The following is a 21,413-nucleotide window of genomic DNA, read 5'->3' as shown; positions in this document are numbered from 1 at the left end:
AAGTGATACGTAAAATACTTCTTTTTGTGTTTTTAGCCTTTACTACAGTATGGTTTTCCACTGCATATACTATAAAAAATAACGTTGTAAGTTTAATTAAAAATTCTGGATCCGATAATCGTAAGATATCTTATAATGCGATTAAGTTTTCAGGCTATCCGTTTAATTGGAAAATTACAATAACTGATCCTAAAGTAAAATTCATTGATCATGTAAATTCTAAAGAATTTACATGCAAAAATATTGTCCTGAATATAGCTTTTAGTACTAAAAGAGCCGCTCTTAATTTCGGTCCTTTTATTAAAGAAGTCGATAATTACGGCGATAAAACATTTACCTATAATATACGCAGCGATGATGACATAAATGGTATAGGAAAATTTAATAAACCTTTATATAAAATATCAAAAGATGATAATTTAAAAGAAATATTAAAATCAATTCAGTTAAATAATAAAGCATTATCGATATTTAAAGATAATCAAAAAGTCTTTAAAATTAATGATTTAGCATTTCTGATCAAAAAACAGCATCTAGCAAGTGAGGAAAGTATATCCTTATTCTTAAATATGAATTATTATTCAGAAAAAGATATTTTAAATTTTAAAAATGCTAATTTAGATATTGCTGCTTCTGTAAAATTTGCTGAAGATGAAGAAGATGCAGCTATTTTACAAAATTTTAATATAGAAAGATTTATTTTTACTTGTGATAATGATTATAAAGTTAATTTAAACGGTGCTTTACAATTCTTTGCCAATAAATTACCGAAAGGAAAATTATATTTTGAGCTGGAAAATTATAATTCCATAGTTGATAAATTATTACCGAATAATATTATTTTTTCTAAGCAAATAATTAAAACAATTATTGCTAAAGCAATTAATCAAACTTCCAACGAGCAATTAAATACAGATCAAAATGATGCAAATTCGGCTTATAACAATATAGAAAAAGCTAAGTTTGATATTGAGTTTTCAGACAAAGGAATCAATATCGGTTCTATTAATTTACTAGAACTAAAACTTGGTAAACATAAAGAAGCCCAAAACACCGAAAATAATCCAAATTAGTTTTATGAATAATTTTAGACTCGCTACTATTATTAGCCTATTTCTTATTTGCAGTAATATTTATGCTGCTCCAAAAGTCATTAAAATCGGTACCGGCTCTATTTTAAAAGGATATTATGCTATTGGACTTGATTTATGCAAGACTATTACAAATGATACTAAAAATAATGAACATATTAAATGCGAAGTTATTGCAACAAACGGCAGTATAGAAAATTTAAAATTATTACAACAAGGCAAAATTGATTTAGCTCTAGTGCAAGCTAATATTGCAGTAGAAGCATATGAAGGCATAGGTTATTATCACGATCAAGAAAAAATGCAAAATTTACGTCAGGTACTTAATCTACATGATGAGTTTTTTACGGTTATTGTAAAAGATGAGGATAAAATAAAAGTTTTTGCTGATATTGACGGAAAAAAAATAACTAACGGTCCGGCATTTGCCAGTAGTAATATTACCTATGATGCTATACGTTCTTTATATAAATTTTCTAAAGAACCGGAAGAGCTACACATTAATTATGAAGATTCTATTGATAAATTCTGTAATAAGGAAATAGATGCTATAATAATGATGGTTGGCCACTCTAACCACTTAGTAAATTTAATAGCTAATAAGTGTGAAGTGGATTTCGTTTCAGTTGAAAATGATAAAATAGCAGAATTAATAAAACAAAATAGAGCGTTTCATAAAGCTATACTTCACAAGGGCTTATATCCAGGGATTACCGATGATCAAACTACAGTAAAAGTATCGGCAATTCTAGTAACTAGAGATGAGGCGAATCGTGATATTTTAGATAAATTTATCGGAGCTTTTCATAGAAACGTAGCAAATTTTAAACTTTCTAATTACTTATTAAATAACCTCGATCTTCACTATTTTGCGGATACTAAAAATTTTGTTCTACCAAAACATGCTTCAGTAAGAAATAAAAACTAACAATATCTTATGTCTGAAAATACTATATTTAAAAATATACTTATACCTATAGATTTAAATGATAAAAAATCTATAAAAGGTATTCTTTCTAAGGCTTTAATGCTTGCAACGCACTTTCAAGCAAAATTACATTTTATGTATGTAATTCCTGAATTCGGTACGAAAATGTTTGAAGATTATTTACCTCAAAATTGGAGAACCGAGAAAAAAGCAAAGTATCGGACTCAAATCAAAGAACTGATCAAACAATATATTCCTGATGAAATTGAAACAGATTATTATATAGCTAGCGGTGCTGTTTATGATGAAATAATTAAGCACTCTAATGAAATTAAAGCCGATTTAATAATAATCTCTGCAGTAAGACTACAATTAAAAGATTATATGCTTGGACCTAATGCTTCTAAAATCGTCCGTCATTCAGATATATCAGTTTTAGTAGTAAGAGACGAGTAATAAGTATTATTTATGGTTCTTACGTCATTCCCGCAATACATTGTTGCGCGGACCTTCTTTCCCGTCATTGAGAGAAGAATTACGTAGTAATTCGACGCAGCAATCCAGTCAAAATTTCTGATTTACAGAATTTTTGACTAGACTAACGCGTCGCTTCGCTCCTCGCAATGACGATTAGGTATCCACGCAACAATACCACACGAGATAAAAGACTTTAGGCTGTTTTAGTAATGCGATAGTTTCATTAATTTCTTTATCTTGCAATTGTACTTTAGCATTAAGCGTTTTACTCTTATTATTAAAGTAATATTCTACAGAAGCTTGAAGTGCAGGCATAACACTAAAACCTTCAGCTATTTGCCGGTGCTCAAGCTACACTACCGCCTAAAATACCGCTGCATAAATGCTGCTTTTTAGAAACAATACTCAAATGCTGAATACCTACATTACTTTCTTGGGAGGTGCCGTCTTTCGAAGCAACCGTATCTGATCCCAAGATTTGGAGTAAGAGTAATACCGCCATTCATAAGATGATTATAACTTAATAAGATTGCAACGCTATAATTATTATTCTTATATGTACCGATTGCAATAGTACTTGCAACCAAAATATCATGATCTGACACTCTTTCATCTTCATCACCAGCAGCACTAGAGAACATTCTATGCGATATAACATTGCGGTTCATTTGCGTGATAATATCATGAATAGAATTATATATTGCTCATTTAACATATTTTCCATATTTATAAAAAGTGCATTTTATCGCCTTGATACTCATGATCCAAAACTCTTGCGACTTCTTTAGTTATTCTGCCTAAAGTTTCTTCATCGCAATTGCCGTTATCTACCATTGCTTTATCTATTTCAGATTTGCTTAGTGCAGGTGCTAAAACTTTATTAATTACTTTTGGAGTTTAGGCTTTGAGTCTCATTTGCTCAGCTGCTGCAGTTTGTCTACCGTTATTATGAGCTACCACTGCTTCTGCTCGTGCGATCCACATTAAACTTTAAATTTTCTTCTCTATGTCTGACTCAATTTCCTGAACTGCACCAGGTACAACCACAACTACATGAGCTGTTGCTGCTCTAACTTCCTTTCTTCTATCATCTCAATTATTTTCAGATTTTTTAAGCTTATCTATAGCATATTTAATACCATCTAAATCAGCAATACGATTTTGATTTTTCAATTCATCAAACTTTTTTAGTAAATTCTTAGAATTAATGCTACTTACTAAAGTCCATATAACTTTTTTATCATATAAAGTTGTGATACGATTTGCATTTCTATCTTGCTCAGACGATAATACTTTACTAAAAGCTTTTTGTATTTGATCAGTTATTTCATTTTCTGAAATTCGTGTTAACGCTAAGTCAGTCGTGCTATCCATTAAATTTGCTTTAGTTACAGCTAATATGTTATAGAAATTCATTAATTGGTTTACACTTACTTTCGGTTTTTTTCAATTGCTTTTAAATCAACATAGTTAATTTCAGTTAAGGTTTGAGGTTCTACTGTATTAATTTTGTTATTAAAAGATTTATTAACTATTAAATTGATTTAATCACTAAAGGATAAATCATTGAATTTATTAACAATATCTTTGCCTTGATTATTTAGCAAACCTTCTACTAAAATTTCAGATTTCGTATTTATAAACTCTATTCTATCAATAACCGGTGCTATTTTTTCTAATGCTAATAAGGTTGCCGTTTTTACTTTTTCTTTAGTAATCAGTTTTTGCATAGATTCATGCACATTTTTAAAGACCCAATCTAATCCTATAGCTTTCTGCTCTTCGTCATTTAATAAATTAGCAAACAAATCTTCATTAGCTACTATAGCTCTAGCTCCTTGATTCAGCTCTTGATCTTTCATTAGTAATGCATATGTTGCTTTTGCTTCTTTATCAGCTTCATATTGTTGTTTTTCTGCTTCAGTTAATCCATTAAAATTTACTTACTCTGCTGCTAATAAATCCGCTTCTTTTTGTTGTCTTCTTGCTTATTTTTGTTTAGCTAATTCTGCTTTTTATTCATTTCTCTCTTTTTGTATTGCTCATTTATTTTTCTCAAATTCTGTAAATAAATTATAATATTCTTTTAATTTACCAACTAAATAATTATCTTTTAAGATAGTGTTTCAAATTTCATTTTCTTCAATCGCAGTTTTAGGTTTATTAAACCATGCACCAACCTCTAGATTCCTTGCTGCAGGTTCATGAGCTGGCATTCCCCACCATTGGACATCCGATTCTGTTATTTCTAACTACTTTCTCTTGGAGCATCATCAATACCTTTTATTAAGGCATCTTTTTCTGCTCTAAGAGCAATATATCTCCTAAGTTGGTATTGTGAGTATCAAAATCTCTTATAACAATTTCTTGTAATACTCTACGATCTGGTTCTAAAACTGTTTTAAAATTTACATTCGCTACCAAATTTTTTATACCTTCACACTGAGCTTGTCCAGTTAAAGCTGTATATGATGCATTTTTAGTTAAAATATCAGCAATAGTTATATCTTCATTTATAGGCATAGCTGTCATAATAGCCGCATTAGCACAGCTAAGTAAGAATAATTTGGTAAGTTTAGAATTTATATTTTTTGTCATAATATCTAATTCTCATTGAATAAATATTAATAATTACTTAAGGATATTAATATTTAAGTAATAAGTAATTGTTAAAAATAATTTAACACGAAAAAAAATATTATATCAAGAAATTTATATTGATGTGTTATAATGCGGGGTAGTGACGTAGATTTTATATGATAATTTAATATTTATAATAATCGTAATGTTTAATTTTTGTTAGTAGTTAGTTAATTTGTTAATGTCTTGTGGTGTACAATATAATATTACTTCTATACATGCAAGCTATATTATTAAAATGTTCATTATTTTTAAAATGCTTTATAATGGTTATTGCATGTAGGGTGATATTATTAAGCTTCGGAGTGTTATGTCATTCCAGCGTAGGCGGTAATTCATAAAAATAACTGCACTATTGATGTAGAAGTTACATATTTGATAAAATAAGTATATAAAAATAAGTTTTTTATATACTTTACTGGCTTTCCCGCCTACGCGGGAATGACATTAAACTATAAGGTATATACTTTGACTATCAAAACCAAATTACTTTTTATTACAATCAGCGGCATTATAATATTATATTTTGCTATTCCTCCTGCTCCATTGCTTAAAGACATAAGCTTCTCACAAAGAGTATTTGACCGAAGCGGCGAGTTAATGCGTATTTCGCTTTCTAAAGACGATAAATATAGAATATTCACTCCTATACGTGAAATACCAGCAAGTTTTATAGAAGCAGTATTGTTATATGAAGATAGGCATTTTTATAAACATTGCGGCATTAACCCAATTTCTTTAGCCAAAGCTTTTTATTATACTTATTTACAGAATAATCGTAAAATAGGCGGCTCTACTATAACAATGCAAATAGCACGTTTAAGATATGGGATAAACTCTTCTACTATTCTTGGTAAAATCCATCAAATCATTAAAGCTATTCATGTAGAGCTACATTATTCAAAAAATGAAATCCTAGAAGCTTATCTAAACCTAGTGCCTTACGGTAGTAATATTGAAGGGATAACAGCCAGCAGTTATATTTATTTCAATCGTGACCTAAAAGATTTAAATTTGCTCGATATTCTAAGCCTTGCAGTAATCCCACAAAATCCTCTTAAAAGAGGCGGGAATGATATGAATATTTTTCAAGCGCGTAAATATCTATTTACTGAGTGGCTAACTACTCACCCACAAGATATTATTTATAATAAGTTAATTAGTTTGCCGATTAAATTTAATCAAAATAAAAATCTTCCTTTTATAGCACCGCATTTCACTTTAGATATCCTGGCAAATAATGATAGTCCTATTATACGTACTACTATAGATAAGAATTTGCAAACTACTATAGAAAAGCAGGTGCAGCTATATATTAATAACCTGAAAAAATACGGCATTAATAATGCTTCCGTAATTCTTATTGATTTTACTACTATGGAAGTGCTTGCAAGCGTTGGTTCAGGTGATTTTTTTAATAACGATATTTGCGGACAGATTAACGGCACTAAAAGCCATCGATCTCCAGGCTCCGCTTTAAAACCATTTGTCTATGCACTTAGTTTTGATCAATCGCTAATACATCCGTTAACTTTACTAAAGGATACACCTACTTACTACGATCATTATAAACCGGAAAATTTTGATAGCAGATTTACAGGAGGATTAAGTGTCAGAGAATCATTAATAAGGAGCCGCAACGTACCTGTAATATTTCTGGCGTCTAAGTTAAAAAATCCGAATTTTTATGAGTTCTTACAACAAGCAAAAATTAGTGGCTTACAAAAACCTGAACATTACGGCTTATCTATAGTACTCGGCACAGCAGAAATTACTCTTGAAGAGTTAACTACTCTTTATGCTATGCTTGCTAATTTCGGTACTTATAAACCGCTTAGGAAAATGCTTTCTACGTCATTACACGGAGAAGCACAACGAGGGCGCGGCACTCTAGAACAAAATAATACAAACTCTACTAGATTGCCACGCTCCGAGCAAATGCTCGCAACAACAATGATATCCCCCGAAGCAAGCTATTTAACTCTTGATATTATAAAAGATACAACTCGTCCTATTACCTATAACAATACAAAGCATAACTTACCGATTTATTGGAAAACAGGTACTTCTAGCTCATTTAGAGACGCACTGAGTATAGGAATATTCAGCAAATACGTACTTGCCGTTTGGGTTGGAGATTTCAAAGGGCAAACTCACGGAACATTTACAGGTAATATTTCTGCGGCCCCTTTATTCTTTAATATTATAGAATCAATAGCCGAGCCAAATAAAGATAAGGATTTAATCCTTTCAAAAATTAATAAACTAAATATTACTAAAGTAAAAGTTTGTGCAGATACGGGAGATATCGATAACGATATGTGTCCACTTAAAGCAGAATCCTTATTTATTAAAGGCAAATCACCGATAAAACAATCCGGTATTTATAGAAAAATGTTGATAGATTTAAAAACCGGTATGCCTGCTTGCCACTTTATTCAAGGACAAACAGAATATAAAACCGTAAATTTATGGCCGGCAGATATGATTTCGGTTTACCAAAAAGCAGGAATACATATATTACCGAAACCGATACCCACAAACCATTGCAATAGGTTGATAAATTGGCATCATCAGAAACCTAAAATTATATATCCGTTAAGAAATTCCATACATTCAATTAAAGATAGTGATAATATTACTTTTAGTGCGATTAGCGATAATAAAACCAATAACATTTTTTGGTTTGTAGATAATGAATTAATAGCAACCGCAAAATCAAACGAACCTGTAATATGGAAAGCAAAAACCGGTGAATTTATTATTAGAGCTATCAGTGATAGCGGAGAAAACGACAGTATAAAAATTTATATTAAAGAATAAATTAGTGGTTATATATGAAATCTACAATGCCCACAGAACTTGATATTAAATCTTTAACATAAGAAGAAACTGCTCTTGATTCTTTAAAAAAGAAAATATTCTAAATTGATTGACTGAAGTTAATTATTCACGAATACAAGCATGAAAAACATCAAAAGCTACAGTAAGTAATAGGATTACCTTATAGCGAAAAAACACATTTTTAAATGCTCTTGAAAACAACCTCAAAATTATCGAAAACGGTGAAGAATTTACCTTTGATAAATTATTTGATTTTGAAACAACGCCGGAAATTAATCATAAATATGAACCAGCTATATATTAGCCCCAAAAATTTGAAATTGCAGAAAAAGTATTTTGGTAATACTCAAACGGAATACCAGATCCAGTTCAAGAGTTAATCAATGTATTTTTCATTAAAAAGCTAGTTCAAATGACCGATAAATTAAAATTTATCATAGTAGCAAAAGAAGAGACTGTAAAATCCCCTAATATCTTTAACAGGATCATAAAAGACTTTAAAAAGTTTTTCCATTTAGAAGAATACAAAAAATTAAGAGGAAATTTTACATATGTAATAACCCAACATCATGAAAACATTATATTAATGTTACAAAATAGCATTGATATTAACAAAGATATATTAGCATCCTCTAATATAAAATTTTTCTATAAACCTACTTCTCAAGATTAAGCAATAAAGATCACCCTAGAACTAAAATCTCTAGAAGAGATAGCAATAGTACAAAATTTAGAGCTAAAGAATCTAAGTTCATTTCTAAAGGAACAAGACAGTCTTATAGAAAATTTATATATACAAATACAGATAAATGTATAATATATAACTAATACTATCCAATCAATTTTCAAAGATTTTAATATATCTACATCTCTTAGCTGTGTAAAATTTTCAGATAATAATAACTATGATGAGTATGTTAAAACCATATTGACCAAGTTCTTCAATAAAATATCCAGCTATAAAAAACTCTTTCTTATTTTGAGGGATTAACACAATTATCGGAACTTCAAACTATTATATCAAACAAACACGATAATAACCTTATAGAGGCAATATTTCAAATTTTAGACTCTATTGATGAATTCATGGATAATAAGCCGCTTATTCAAGCCTACCGATATGTATTAAACCTACACATTAAAGAATTATCATTATTTTAAGAAATGCTATCTACAACATGCTCTCAATCCAATAAGTGTTATAATTCCTTAATTAAAATATGTGATTTATTTGTACAAAATAACTATCTATCTTCTATAAAAAATATAAAACCTGAAAGTAATCAACCGGTGCAATATTATCAAGAAGCCATAAAGTGCTTAAGTAAATATCCTGACAAGACGGTAGTAATGCAAACTATCACTAGCTGCCACTCTAAAATAGGCGATATATTAAGCGAAGAATCAGATTATAATGGAGCTTTAGCTAATTATAATGCAGCCTAACATATAATAAAGAGCTTAAAGAAATGTATGATAAAATCAGTGATATGCTATTTAACTTAGGACGTGAAGATTCAGCTATCATATTTTATAGAAATAATAATAAATTAGACTCTATATTAGAAGTCTTATAGATAAGGCTGACAAGCCTATAAAAAATATGATTTAATATATGGACCAAGGAAACGCACTTCACTTTCAAAAATAACAGGAAACAGACGCTGCAGAATCATATTTTAAAGCAGACGGCGTTTTACATGATCCTCAAAAACAACAAAATTCAGTACTTACGGCATACAATATTTTCTTAGGAAACCCCAATAATAATTCAATTTCACAAACAGATACTTCATAACAACAACAAAGACAGGAGTATTTTAAAGATATAATAGTCGATATTATTGATCCGTGACAGTTTACTAGTGTTGAGCTACTTATTATTCCTCTTTATCATCCTATGGTCAAGTCAAGCTGGTCTTGTTGCATGGTTCTTATGTCATTCCTGCGAAAGCAGGCATCCAAAAAAAGTATAAATACAGCAAATTTTTGGAATTAAAAGCTTGATTTATCTCGCTTTATGCTGGATTCCTGCTTCCGCAGGAATGACACCGAGTACTTTTCTTGAGCCATGCAACAACGCTGGTCAAACGAACTAGGTGACAGTGGACCATCACCTTAACAAATCATTAATACTTACTTTAGATCTAGTAGTTTTATCGACTTGCTTTATGATGACGGCGCAGTAAAGCCCAGGCTTGCCTGCTTCCTTAGCAGGTAATACTCCTGGAACTACAACAGAATAAGCCGGAATTCTACCATAAATAATTTCACCTGTATCTCTGTATATTATTTTTGTAGAGCTACCGATAAACACTCCCATACTAATTACTGCTCCTTCTTCTACTATTACCCCTTCTGCTATTTCCGATCTTGCACCGATAAAACAATTATCTTCAATGATCACGGGCTTTGCTTGTAGAGGTTCAAGCACCCCTCCTATTCCTGTACCACCTGAAATATGGCAATGCTTACCGATTTGAGCACATGAGCCGATAGTAGCCCATGTATCAATCATTGTTCCCTCATCTATATAAGCACCTATATTAATGAAAGAAGGCATAATTACAACATTTTTAGCTATATAAGTACCGGTTCTGACAACAGCTCCGGGAACTTTACGTATAGCTGCTTCTTTGAATATATTTTCATCAGTATCCACAGAAAATTTAGGAGCAACTTTGTCATACCAACTATTATAATTGTTATTATACAGTTGTGATTCTGTAGTGATAAAATATAGCAATATAGCTTTCTTTACCCATTCATTAACTTCCCAACTATTTTCTTTCTTTTCACAAACACGAATTGCACCTTGATTTAAGCTTGCTATAACATCATTAAGTGTTTTTTTTAACATTATAAGCTTTGAAGAATCTTGAAGAAGTTGGCCCTTAATTTGCCAAGCTTCTTCAATTTCTTTAATAAGAGATGACATATCTTTTCACTGTTTTATTGCAAAAAATAATAAATAAGGCTATCATATGCATATGCAGTCAAACATAATAATTATAATTAACTATGTATATTACTTGCCCAAATTGCCAAACAAGATTTATTGTTACAAGCAATCAAATAGGTATTAACGGCCGACGAGTAAAATGCTCCAAATGTAGCCATTCTTGGTATCAAAAACTAGACAACAACACTGCCACGTTAAACGATTTTAAAGATAAAGTCAACACGGAAACTATTAAAAATCATTATAATGCTAATGTGCCAGTTATTTTACCGTATATTCCTAATAAGAAAAAATATAATATATTTCCAATATTATGGACTAGCTTTATAATTTTTGGTTTAGTGATATTACTAATAGATAGTTTTGAATTTTTAGGTAACTATGATCAATTAAAGATAGAAGAAATTAATTTAGGAAAATCTCGCTATATAGGCGGTATGAAGATATTTTATAAAGTATCTAATCAGTCTGATTATTTAATTTCTGATCCTATAATCAAAGTTAGAGTCATGGATAGTAATCATCAAGCTTTAGATGAATATGCATCAATTACAAAACTACAAACAAACATCCCTGCAAAACAAGCAATATACCTAGAAATGAATATTGAAGGGATCCCTGTTACAGCAAAATATATTGATATTGCTATAGGTAATAGATTAGGGCTTTTATTTAAGTAAAGACTGTTGCGTGGACCGATAAATGCTCTTTATATCATTCTTAGCTAAAAGCGAGAATCCAGAAAAAAGTATAAATACAGAAAATGTGTAAAACCACAAGTTCGATTTATCTCGTTTTATGCTGGATTCCTGCTTTCACAGGAATTACATCAGTATCCACTCAACAATGCCTCCTAGCAATGACGACTTGGTATCCACACGGGCAATATGTTTAGTCTATGTGACAACGTCACTTAAAAATACCCATAAGCCGAAACTTATGGGTATTTTTAAAGATATAATAACTTTTATTATCGTATTAGGAAACACCACAATTCGAGCTATTACTATCACTTGATACCATATTAACAATATCCGGAGCTTTAAACAATATAATGATTGCAGTAACTACTACTAACGCTACTTCCCACTGCAATTTGCCTCTTAATGTTTGAATGCCAAGCACAATTATACCGACAACAGCTATACCTTTCGCAGTATTGCCTCTGAATACTTTAATTAACTTACACAATGCATCACCTACAGGATCGCCGACACTACTACCTAAGCTATCAAAAGCTACCATAATAATAGCCACGCTTAAAATAGTAAATAGTATGCGTAATGATAGATTATAATCGACTAATTCTTCGTTTAATTTACGAATAGGAAAGTTCATATGTTTTACCTCAATAAAATAATTAGCATTCAAAAGATAATGTATAATTTATTTACATATAAATCAACTCCTAAATACATGCAATCTTAATTAAGATGCAAAAATATTTTAAAAACACTGATTTTAAGTAACATTATAATCACATATAGTATAATTTAGCTTCCAAATATATAAACAAACGTAAATAAAAATAACCAAACCACGTCCACAAAATGCCAGTACCATGCAGTAAATTCAAATCCTAAATGTCCATTACCTTCTGTAGTAAAGTCTCCTCTTTTTGCTCTAAAGTAGCAAACTATTAGAAATATAGTACCTATAATTACATGAACTCCATGAAAACCCGTGGCTAAATAAAAATTAGAAGCATATATACCATCAGTGAATTTAAACGCCGCATGATAATATTCATATGCTTGCATAGTTGTAAAAAATATTCCAAGCAATATGGTTAGAGCAAGTGCAGTTACGCAATCTTTTTGGTTTTTTTCTTCTAATGCATAGTGAGCCCAAGTAACGGTAGTACCCGATAAGAGTAGTATTAAAGTATTGATAAAAGGAATATCAAATGGATCAAAAGTTTTAATTGTAGGTGGAGGCCAAATTCCCTGCTTTACAACCCATACACCGTCCAAAATACCTACGGGTGATAGACTTGATTTAAAAAAAGAAGCAAAAAATACACCAAAAAATACTATTTCTGTTAAAATAAATAACGCCATACCTATTTGTAAACCTTTTCTAACAGGACTAGTATGCTGATGTTCGATTATTCCTTCTTTCACTACATCTCTCCACCAAGAATATAAACAGTAACATAATGAAATAACTCCTGCAGATAAAATATATATATCAAATTTGTAGCCATGCATGAACGAGACGCCGCCTATAACCAAAAGAAGTAAAGCAAAAGAGGTTAGGACGGGCCAAGGGCTTGGGTCTACTATATGGAATAAGTGTGATTTAGTCATAGGATGTGAATTTGGATTCATATTTTATCATTTTCTCATTATACTTACGAATAGATATACGAAGATCCACTTGAAAAAGAGAGTAATGAGTCTATAAGTCGAGGAGCGGAGCGTATAATAAACATTCAGTATTCGATGACTTACAAAAACGAGATAGCAAATTTTTCAAGTTCTATCCTAGTATATCAATGAATATAAATTATTATTGATGTAAAAGCAAATTCTAGAAACAGATTATATTTATTATTCATGACAACTAAATTGCTTGACTCTATATATTATTCAACTAATATATAGACCGCTAGTAATGTTTAAGCTCCATTGTTGCAGGACAAGTCTGTCAAAACTTAATATTAAGTTATGCCAGTTGTCTATTATTATGAGTGAGTAAAATCATGAAGTATAATGGAGGTTGTTGTCTAACAGCAACGGAGCTTAACCCTTGGCACCTTTATTTATTCATTCTAAATTAGGGTTAGGCATAAATAAAATAAAGGATTTGCGAGTAGTATTAGCTTATGTTTAATAAAAATAAAGATTTATTGATTCTAAAAAATACAAATGCAAAAAATAAAGAAAAATTTAGAAAAAAGTTTTTATTTTCATCAGCATTTCTAATAATATTATTAATGTTTTTGTATGCTCTTCTTAAGATCTTAGAAGTAAAATATTTCTAGATTTTTCAACTAATCAGGCTGTTAACTCTAAATTTTCTGACTTAAAATTATAGAGATATGACAAATTATCTTCACTATTTTACTAGTTATTTCTGCAAATATTGCCTCAGTACTATCATTCATTATAGCAATATTTTTATGTTTAATTTCATCAAGTCGAAATTTAATAATATTATTTAATAATTCCTGCTCAACATTTTTATTTTCTAAATAATTTATTTGCTGTTCATAATGTTTTTCTATTACTTCTTCGACACTCTCGGTAACAAGCATCGCCGTTTTTATTCCAATCAAGGAAGATAAAGCACCCAGTAAAAATCCGCAATGATGCCAAAAAAATAATAAAAACGTGGGTCTTACTTCTTTTTCTAGTAATTTTTTTTCAAAATAATTTAGATGTACCTCTTCGTGATCAAGCATTTCTTTAATTAATGTATGATCATTTTGAGATGTGATATATTTTAGTTGTCCTTGACAAATTCTCTTTGCCCCATACTCTCCAGCATGATTAACTCTAATTATTTCGTGAATTTGTTTGTCAGGGTCAGAAAAATCAGGCTTGGGCATACATTTGCTACTTATATTTTCCTTTTAAATAATTTATGCATCTCTGCATTATATATGCGTTGTTGCATGGCTCGTTTATGTCACTCCCTCAAAAGCAGGAATCCATTAGAACATATAAAAAATTTAGTTTTTATATGTTTATTTTATCAAAAATATAATTTTATAATCAATATTAAAGTTGTGTTTTCCGGAGTCCCGCCTACGCGGGAATGACATCAATAACTTTCTGAAGTAAATCAAAACCAGCAGGATTTAATTTATAATCCACCTCCGCTTGTTGTAACAGTTTTAAAGTCTCTAAACATTCAGTTAGACTAAGACTGGTTGCTATCTTTGTAAAATCATTAATATATTGATAAAAAATCGGTGGAGATAATGATTTTATTGCGAGTTCCAAACGCACACCGTTTTTTACTTTCAACAAAACTATATATAAATTTAAATAATGCCTTATTAAGGCTCTAATAATTAACACTTCATTGATATTTTGTTTTTTTAATATTTCCAGCTCTTGCAGAAAATTACTATAATCTTTTTTTGAAAAATACATTGCTAAATCACTGCCGTTTGCCGTAATTTCGCTACTTATAACTTTTAGAACATCGTTTAAAGTAATTTCGCGTGCGTCATGAACAAAATATATCAATTTATTTATTTCGCTACAAATTAAATCATGATCACCTTTTAAATGAGCTTTTAAATAAGTGATAGCTTCTTTACTTATAACTTTATTAGTTTTTTCTACTTTATCTAAAATAATCCGTTCAATTTTTGCTTCATCGTCATGATAACAAGCAACTGCTGCTAAATATTCTTCTGTTTCAAAAAACTTTCTAATGCTTCCACTTGCAGTAATTTCTTCCCCTATAAATACAGGAAAATTTATATAATCACTGCTTAGAATTGTTTTTAAATTATTATCGAGTGAATTCCCAATTGATCTAATTTTAATTAATTCTTTTTGACCAAAAAAATTAGGCGAATTAAGTAATATTTCTACAGATGAAATATTAAGATCTGCGTATTCTATACAAGTTTGTAGCATATTTAAGCTTTTTACTAAGTGCTTACAAATTTTTTCTATATACCCTTTATCAGGACCATATAGTAAAAGCGCTCTAATCTTTCCGGCTTTTATTAGTGCAAATAATCTACCTATTTGTGAAAAATAAAATTTCATAGCTTAACTATTTTCGTGTAAAATATAAAATTAATCTGCTACGAATTTCTTCTGCTGCTTGATATGCTAAGTCTATTCCTGTTTCATCTCCTTCAACATTTGTGGCATATGGTGTAAAAAGAGCATTATATGACGTGTTTTGGTAAAACTTCTCTGCAATTAAAACCTTTTGGCTTTCTATATCAATTAATTTATACCTAACTAATTTATTAATATATTCCATTAAAACATTGGTGTTTTTTTCAATCGTAGCAGGCATAGTTGTTGCGATAAGCTCTGCTTTAAGCAAGTATTTTGCTTTTGCTTTCTGAGGTAAAATACTAGTTAAACGATGATAAAACTCAGCTCCTTCAATTGTTCTAATCGGTTCAACTTTAATAGCTTCTAAATCATTATTTCTACTGTATTTTTCACTATATACCGGTTTTAAATTACAACTACTCATTAGAAAGAATATAATTACTACAAATAAAGAACGCATATACTAGATTAAAATTGATTTTTTATATTAATAACAGTTAATTTCGCTTTTGTGAAAGAAAATTATAATAATTAGTATTTGTTAATACTTATAGTAATAATGTATTAATTTATGTTGACATTTATAAATAAGACTTATATATGATGTGCTGCTTTTAATAATTTTAAGGTCTTAGATGTCACTAGATAAACTCGTCCTAGGTATTGCAATAGAAGTGAAAACAGCATGGACAAAAATAAAATCATATCATCTTTTCTTTCCTAAAAAAGCACAAATATCTTTAATAAAATATAACTCAACAGAAAATATTAAAGCACTCAAAGCAGATACAGATGAAGCTAAAATTGTAAAGATTACAAAAGAGGATTGCGAAAAATCTTTTGAGTTATATGAAGAAAAATTAATAATATTAGCACAAAAACTATCATCCCAAACATCAATTAGTTATGATGATTATGACACTATAACAAAATATTATGTTGGACCCCTAGGACAGGAAATACCTGTCACTGAGTTATAATTTTTGCGCTTAAAATATTTTGTGGATAAGTTTTACATGCTTACCGTTTTTTGTTAAAGAATTCTCTACATCTTCCTTGCAAATTTAATATAGAGCATTAGATTTGCAAGGAAGATGTTTGTGTAATAATTTACAAATTTTCTATGCAATCTCCATTTATTATATACTTAGTGTTTCCAATTATAAGCATCTCATTTTTTAAATATTCTTGCATATCTTTTTCCAAACCTTTCCATTGCTTTATATTAAGCCGGTCTATAACATCTCGTTCATAATGTTGTAATATATTGCTATTATTTCTTGATTAGTGTTATAAAATGACGGAGTAAGACCTGAAGCATCTTTTGGTGTTACTAAAGTAGGTTTTACCTGTAATAGTATTTCAATGACGTATTTATTATTAACTCCTGCAATTACCGAATGTAATACCGATAAACCCTGAGGAGTCGTAGACTCTATAGAATCCCGATTTACTTTTAAGATCTCTATTACTAAATCTTTTTTACCCTGTTCAACTGCTTCGTGTAATAAAGCATTAGAATTATTGTCAAGGTATACCTTTAATGCACTATTAAAAGCTTTTATGCCGCTTTTTGTTTTATCTTTAAATAACACTTCCAGCGCCTCTATATCAGTCTTTACCGATGCAGGTTTCATTTCTCTCTCTGAATCGAGGGCATTTAGGCGTGGAGTTTTATATTGACTTACATCTGATGTATATAAAGTAGGTACTGTTTGTTTTCTCATGAATTTTCCTAAATTGATTAATTATTTTAGGAAGCATTGTTAATTAGTGCTGGATTGATGCCATTGCCCACGTGGATACCACCACGTCATTGCGAGGAAAATTATATAGTAATTTGACGCAGCAATCTAAGAAATTTGTTATTATTCATGAGATTGCACGCAGCCTATGGCTGCTCGCAATGATGACTCCAGTATCCACGTAGGAATATTATAGTATAGCGAATAACACTTAGCTAATTTGCAATTCTCCTAAAATTAAGATTATAAATTTAGGAGTAATAACGCAACAAACCGAGTTAAATTGATTAAGAATTGTTAATTTATCAAAATCGATTAGTTACTGAAGTTGTATATTTTCCATATCCCAATCATGAGAAATAGTATTATACTTTAATATATAAGGCTTAGTATCTATAGAATCTAGAGTTACATCTGCAATCATATCATCATGCGATGATATGATTTCATTATAACCGAAATTAGCGTAATAAGGTTGATAATTTTTAAATCTAACCGTTATAAAATTCTCTTTAGTAATAGCAGGTAAGAATTTCACCAAATCATCAAGATTACTTAAAGCGAAATCTTTCATCTCAAAAATTTGTAATCTATAAACATTTTTATAATCTTTGGTAAAGAATGTCGGTATAGAGCTAAAGCTACTACCAGATTGAACGGAAGCTATACTTAAAGCTTTAAGTGGAATGCCTGATTTATTACTAAAATAATCATCGGCTTCAAAAAATACCGCACCACCGAAATTTATCATTTTAGCGATTTTATTATTGTTCACATCATATAAATCTACTGCTTGTTCTAGCTTTTTTCCATCACGAAATATAGTCAGTTTAATAGCTATTCCTTTAAAATTATCCATTTCTCTATCAAATAATGCTAGATTACCGCCAAGTTCCTTATCATTAACTGCCCAAATAATATCACCAGCTTTTAAAGATTTTTCAGCAGGCGAACCGGCCAAAACTGCCTTAACACTTATCACCCTATTTCTACTGTCAGGAAACTTATTTATATATTTATCCATTTCTTCTTTAGGGAAATTATGATGTCTAACTGCTTTATTTAAAGAATATAACTCGCTTATTATTCCTATATGTTTTCTGCTTGGTTGTTTATTATTCTTTAAACTTTCTAAGGTACGAGCTACGTAATCACCGTGCAGTGCTAGAGAATGAGTTTTACCACCGCCGTATAATACTCCTATAGCCTCAATTTTATCGTTTAATACCGGTGAACCGCTAGCACCACCGGTACTATTTAGGTTAATAACATAAGTACATTGCGGCATTAAACCTTCAATATTATAAAGATCAGACAAATAACCTGTATGGAAAGAAAAGCCTTTTGCTTCCATGTTACCGACTACAAAAACTTTTTGATTTAATGTTGAAATCTCATTTGAGAAAGATATTTGTGTTGCCGATGCCGGTATATCTTTGCTCTCTACTTTTAAAACGGCATAATCTTGCCAAATATCGTAATAGATAAGTTTTGCTTCTGCCTGCTCACCATTATAAAACGTCACAAAATAAGTTCCGATAGATGCACCGCCGACAACATGAGTATTAGTAATTATATAACCGTTGTTCTTATCATTAATAAATCCTGTTCCTGTCCAACTACTTGTATCATCATATGCCGATACAGCAATTCTAGTATCAATCGTTACGATTGCTTTCTTCGCTTTTTCAAATATAGCACTGCTTGCTTCAAAAGATGCTAAAACTATATTATTTATGAAAACTAAATTAATAATACATACAAGTTTTAGTAAAATCGATAGTTTTTTCATTTTCACCTCTTGTAAAATCATTTAAGCCGTACTATATCAAATGAAAAGTCATAGCACAATAATAAATGGCTTGTTGCACACGGCGTCATTCCCGCGTAGGTGGGAAGCCAGTAGAACTTGTAAAAACTTGTTTTTTAGGTTTATTTTGTCAACAGGCAATATTAAGTTTGTTTTCTAGATTACCACCTACCTACGCGGGAATGACATACGAAGCACAACGCTGAATAATAAGCAAAAATAAAAAAGAAAACGAGGAATCTTATGGGAAAAGTAATAGGTATTGACCTTGGGACTACTAACTCTTGTGTTGCAGTCATGGAAGGTAAAGAGCCGAAAGTAATAGAAAATGCAGAAGGTGAGAGAACTACGCCGTCAATAATAGCTTTTGCAAATGGCGAAAAATTAGTTGGACAATCAGCTAAGAGACAAGCAGTAACCAATCCTAGCAATACTATATATGCGGTAAAGCGATTAATCGGTAGAAATTTTACCGATCCTATGGTTAAGAAAGACCAGGATATCGTACCATATAATATAGTTAAAGCCGATAACGGTGACGCATGGGTCGAAGCGGATAGCAATAAATATTCACCAAGCCAAATTAGTGCTTTTATTTTACAAAAAATGAAAGAAACTGCCGAAAATTATTTAGGCGAAAAAGTAACGCAAGCAGTAATTACCGTACCTGCTTATTTTAATGATGCACAGCGTCAAGCAACGAAAGATGCAGGTAAAATAGCAGGTCTTGAGGTACTTAGAATAATTAACGAGCCGACTGCCGCAGCTCTTGCTTACGGTTTCGATAAAGCGGCCAGTAAAACTATTGCAGTATACGATCTTGGCGGCGGAACGTTCGATGTTTCAATTCTTGAAATCGGTGACGGTGTTTTTGAAGTAAAATCAACGAACGGTGATACATTCCTTGGCGGCGAGGATTTTGATACAAGAATATTAAACCATTTAATAGATGTATTCAAAAAAGAAAGCGGTATAGATTTACGTAATGATCCTTTAGCACTTCAACGTTTAAAAGAAGCGGCAGAAAAGGCTAAAAAAGAGCTATCTTCCGCAGTAACTACTGATATTAATTTACCTTATATTACAGCTGATAGTACAGGACCAAAACATTTAAATATTAAATTTACTAGAGCAGAATTCGAAAAATTAGTAGATGATTTAATTGAAAAAACCGTTGAGCCTTGTATTACAGCATTAAAGGATGCAGGTTTAAAGGCTTCTGATATTCAGGAGGTAGTGCTTGTCGGCGGTATGACTAGAATGCCGAAAGTACAAGAAGCTGTAAAGAAATTTTTTGGGCGCGAACCTCATAAGGGCGTGAATCCTGATGAGGTTGTAGCTCTTGGTGCTGCTATTCAGGGAGGGGTACTTAATAAAGAAGTAACGGATATATTATTATTAGACGTTACGCCTCTATCCCTTGGTATTGAAACCCTTGGCGGCGTATTTACAAGGTTAATCGATCGTAATACTACTATACCTACTAAAAAAAGTCAGGTATTCTCAACTGCGGATGATAATCAGCATGCCGTAACTATTAGAGTGTTTCAAGGTGAACGTGAAATGGCAGCGAGTAATAAATTACTTGGTCAATTTAATCTTGAAGGCATACCTCCTGCACCGAGAGGTGTTCCACAAATAGAGGTAACATTTGATATTGACGTTAATGGAATAGTGCATGTTTCAGCTAAAGATAAAGCAAGCGGTAAGGAGCAGAAAGTAACTATTCAGGCTTCCGGCGGTCTTAGCGATGCCGAAATCGAACAAATGGTTAAAGATGCTGAACAGAATGCCTATGAAGATAAAAAACGTAAGGAACTTATTGAAGCGAAAAATGCTGCAGATAGTTTAGTTTATTCTACTGAAAAGAGTCTTACGGAGTACGGTGATAAATTATCATCAGAAGATAAAGGCGCTGCTGAAGAAGCACTATCTGCTTTAAAAGCTGTTCTTGAATCGGAAGATGCTGCTTTAATTAAAGAAAAGACAGAGAGATTAACTGCAGCTAGTATGAAAATCGGTGAAGCAATGTATAAAGCACAAAGCGAAAATCAGCCTGCTGGCGAAAATACTGCTAACGATGACAAAGTAGTAGATGCCGATTTTCAGGATGTAGCGAAGAAGTAAAGACTATTGCACAAAACGTCATTAACGTCATTACG

The 21,413-nt window shown here is 30.9% G+C and carries 21 protein-coding genes and 1 pseudogene; 9 read left to right on the top strand and 13 right to left on the bottom strand.

Annotation, left to right across the window (positions count from 1 at the left end):
* The first annotated feature begins 2 nt into the window (after positions 1-2).
* From A1C_RS01310 to A1C_RS01300, 3 genes are read left to right on the top strand one after another with little or no spacing between them, the layout of a single operon-like run.
* Complete coding sequence (locus A1C_RS01310) at positions 3-1,073, top strand: RP198 family tick cell line-upregulated protein (RefSeq protein ID WP_012149245.1); 1,071 nt, start codon at positions 3-5, stop codon at positions 1,071-1,073.
* A gap of 4 nt (positions 1,074-1,077) precedes the next feature.
* Positions 1,078-2,019 carry a TAXI family TRAP transporter solute-binding subunit gene (locus A1C_RS01305; protein ID WP_012149244.1) on the top strand — a complete coding sequence of 314 codons (942 nt, stop codon included), beginning with the start codon at positions 1,078-1,080 and terminating at the stop codon, positions 2,017-2,019.
* A gap of 9 nt (positions 2,020-2,028) precedes the next feature.
* Positions 2,029-2,475: a universal stress protein gene (locus A1C_RS01300; RefSeq protein ID WP_012149243.1), complete on the top strand. Its 447-nt coding sequence runs from the start codon at positions 2,029-2,031 to the stop codon at positions 2,473-2,475.
* Between the two features lie 174 nt (positions 2,476-2,649).
* Here the strand turns inward: A1C_RS01300 and A1C_RS07605 are convergent, their stop codons facing one another.
* From A1C_RS07605 to A1C_RS08010, 5 genes are all read right to left on the bottom strand, one after another.
* The gene (locus A1C_RS07605) at positions 2,650-2,811 is read right to left on the bottom strand and encodes a hypothetical protein (protein ID WP_012149242.1); all 162 of its coding nucleotides are present in this window, start codon (positions 2,809-2,811) and stop codon (positions 2,650-2,652) included.
* Positions 2,812-2,921: 110 nt separating this feature from the next.
* Positions 2,922-3,164 (bottom strand): hypothetical protein, encoded by a 243-nt coding sequence (locus A1C_RS07600; RefSeq protein WP_232279059.1) that lies wholly within the window; start codon positions 3,162-3,164, stop codon positions 2,922-2,924.
* Between the two features lie 424 nt (positions 3,165-3,588).
* Complete coding sequence (locus A1C_RS01290; protein ID WP_012013474.1) at positions 3,589-3,912, bottom strand: hypothetical protein; 324 nt, start codon at positions 3,910-3,912, stop codon at positions 3,589-3,591.
* Between the two features lie 128 nt (positions 3,913-4,040).
* Positions 4,041-4,358 (bottom strand): hypothetical protein, encoded by a 318-nt coding sequence (locus A1C_RS01285; protein ID WP_012013473.1) that lies wholly within the window; start codon positions 4,356-4,358, stop codon positions 4,041-4,043.
* Between the two features lie 424 nt (positions 4,359-4,782).
* Positions 4,783-5,094 carry a hypothetical protein gene (locus tag A1C_RS08010; RefSeq protein ID WP_012013471.1) on the bottom strand — a complete coding sequence of 104 codons (312 nt, stop codon included), beginning with the start codon at positions 5,092-5,094 and terminating at the stop codon, positions 4,783-4,785.
* 510 nt (positions 5,095-5,604) lie between these two features.
* Between A1C_RS08010 and pbpC the strand changes: the two genes are divergently transcribed.
* The 3 genes and pseudogenes from pbpC (at position 5,605) to A1C_RS01265 (ending at position 9,426) form a co-directional block, all read left to right on the top strand.
* Positions 5,605-7,959: a penicillin-binding protein 1C gene (gene pbpC / locus A1C_RS01275; RefSeq protein ID WP_012013470.1), complete on the top strand. Its 2,355-nt coding sequence runs from the start codon at positions 5,605-5,607 to the stop codon at positions 7,957-7,959.
* 433 nt (positions 7,960-8,392) lie between these two features.
* Positions 8,393-8,606, top strand: a pseudogene (locus A1C_RS08005) (hypothetical protein).
* A gap of 538 nt (positions 8,607-9,144) precedes the next feature.
* On the top strand, positions 9,145-9,426 hold the full coding sequence (locus tag A1C_RS01265; protein ID WP_012013467.1) for a hypothetical protein: 282 nt from the start codon (positions 9,145-9,147) through the stop codon (positions 9,424-9,426).
* 667 nt (positions 9,427-10,093) lie between these two features.
* On the opposite strand, the gene dapD is transcribed toward A1C_RS01265, so the two are convergent.
* Positions 10,094-10,918, bottom strand: coding sequence for a 2,3,4,5-tetrahydropyridine-2,6-dicarboxylate N-succinyltransferase (gene dapD, locus A1C_RS01260; protein WP_012013465.1), 825 nt, complete (start codon positions 10,916-10,918; stop codon positions 10,094-10,096).
* 83 nt (positions 10,919-11,001) lie between these two features.
* Here dapD and A1C_RS01255 point away from each other — a divergent pair, with 83 nt between their 5' ends.
* A complete protein-coding gene (locus A1C_RS01255) occupies positions 11,002-11,622 on the top strand; it encodes an MJ0042-type zinc finger domain-containing protein (protein WP_012013464.1) in 621 nt (206 codons plus the stop codon).
* A 298-nt stretch (positions 11,623-11,920) separates the two neighbouring features.
* Here the strand turns inward: A1C_RS01255 and A1C_RS01250 are convergent, their stop codons facing one another.
* From A1C_RS01250 to A1C_RS01230, 5 genes are all read right to left on the bottom strand, one after another.
* Complete coding sequence (locus tag A1C_RS01250) at positions 11,921-12,280, bottom strand: TrbC/VirB2 family type IV secretion system protein (RefSeq protein ID WP_012013463.1); 360 nt, start codon at positions 12,278-12,280, stop codon at positions 11,921-11,923.
* A gap of 155 nt (positions 12,281-12,435) precedes the next feature.
* Positions 12,436-13,272, bottom strand: a complete 837-nt coding sequence (locus tag A1C_RS01245) for a cytochrome c oxidase subunit 3 (RefSeq protein ID WP_012013462.1) — start codon at positions 13,270-13,272, stop codon at positions 12,436-12,438.
* A gap of 683 nt (positions 13,273-13,955) precedes the next feature.
* Positions 13,956-14,495, bottom strand: coding sequence for a demethoxyubiquinone hydroxylase family protein (locus A1C_RS01240; protein ID WP_012013460.1), 540 nt, complete (start codon positions 14,493-14,495; stop codon positions 13,956-13,958).
* A gap of 199 nt (positions 14,496-14,694) precedes the next feature.
* Positions 14,695-15,675, bottom strand: a complete 981-nt coding sequence (holA, locus tag A1C_RS01235; protein ID WP_012013459.1) for a DNA polymerase III subunit delta — start codon at positions 15,673-15,675, stop codon at positions 14,695-14,697.
* A gap of 7 nt (positions 15,676-15,682) precedes the next feature.
* Positions 15,683-16,156, bottom strand: coding sequence for a hypothetical protein (locus tag A1C_RS01230; protein WP_012013458.1), 474 nt, complete (start codon positions 16,154-16,156; stop codon positions 15,683-15,685).
* A gap of 175 nt (positions 16,157-16,331) precedes the next feature.
* On the opposite strand from A1C_RS01230, the gene A1C_RS01225 reads away from it, so the two are divergent.
* Entirely contained in the window at positions 16,332-16,676 is a 345-nt protein-coding gene (locus tag A1C_RS01225; protein ID WP_012013457.1) for a hypothetical protein, read from the top strand.
* A gap of 255 nt (positions 16,677-16,931) precedes the next feature.
* Here the strand turns inward: A1C_RS01225 and A1C_RS06170 are convergent, their stop codons facing one another.
* Complete coding sequence (locus A1C_RS06170) at positions 16,932-17,423, bottom strand: ankyrin repeat domain-containing protein (protein ID WP_012013456.1); 492 nt, start codon at positions 17,421-17,423, stop codon at positions 16,932-16,934.
* Between the two features lie 337 nt (positions 17,424-17,760).
* Positions 17,761-19,254: a S1C family serine protease gene (locus A1C_RS01210; protein WP_012013455.1), complete on the bottom strand. Its 1,494-nt coding sequence runs from the start codon at positions 19,252-19,254 to the stop codon at positions 17,761-17,763.
* 240 nt (positions 19,255-19,494) lie between these two features.
* On the opposite strand from A1C_RS01210, the gene dnaK reads away from it, so the two are divergent.
* Positions 19,495-21,378 carry a molecular chaperone DnaK gene (dnaK, locus tag A1C_RS01205; RefSeq protein WP_012013454.1) on the top strand — a complete coding sequence of 628 codons (1,884 nt, stop codon included), beginning with the start codon at positions 19,495-19,497 and terminating at the stop codon, positions 21,376-21,378.
* Positions 21,379-21,413: the final 35 nt, after the last annotated feature.

The sequence above is a fragment of the Rickettsia akari str. Hartford genome (assembly GCF_000018205.1).
Lineage (GTDB): Bacteria > Pseudomonadota > Alphaproteobacteria > Rickettsiales > Rickettsiaceae > Rickettsia > Rickettsia akari.
The sequence above is the reverse complement of the archived record's forward strand: the minus strand, read 5'-3'. Positions and strand labels throughout refer to the sequence as shown.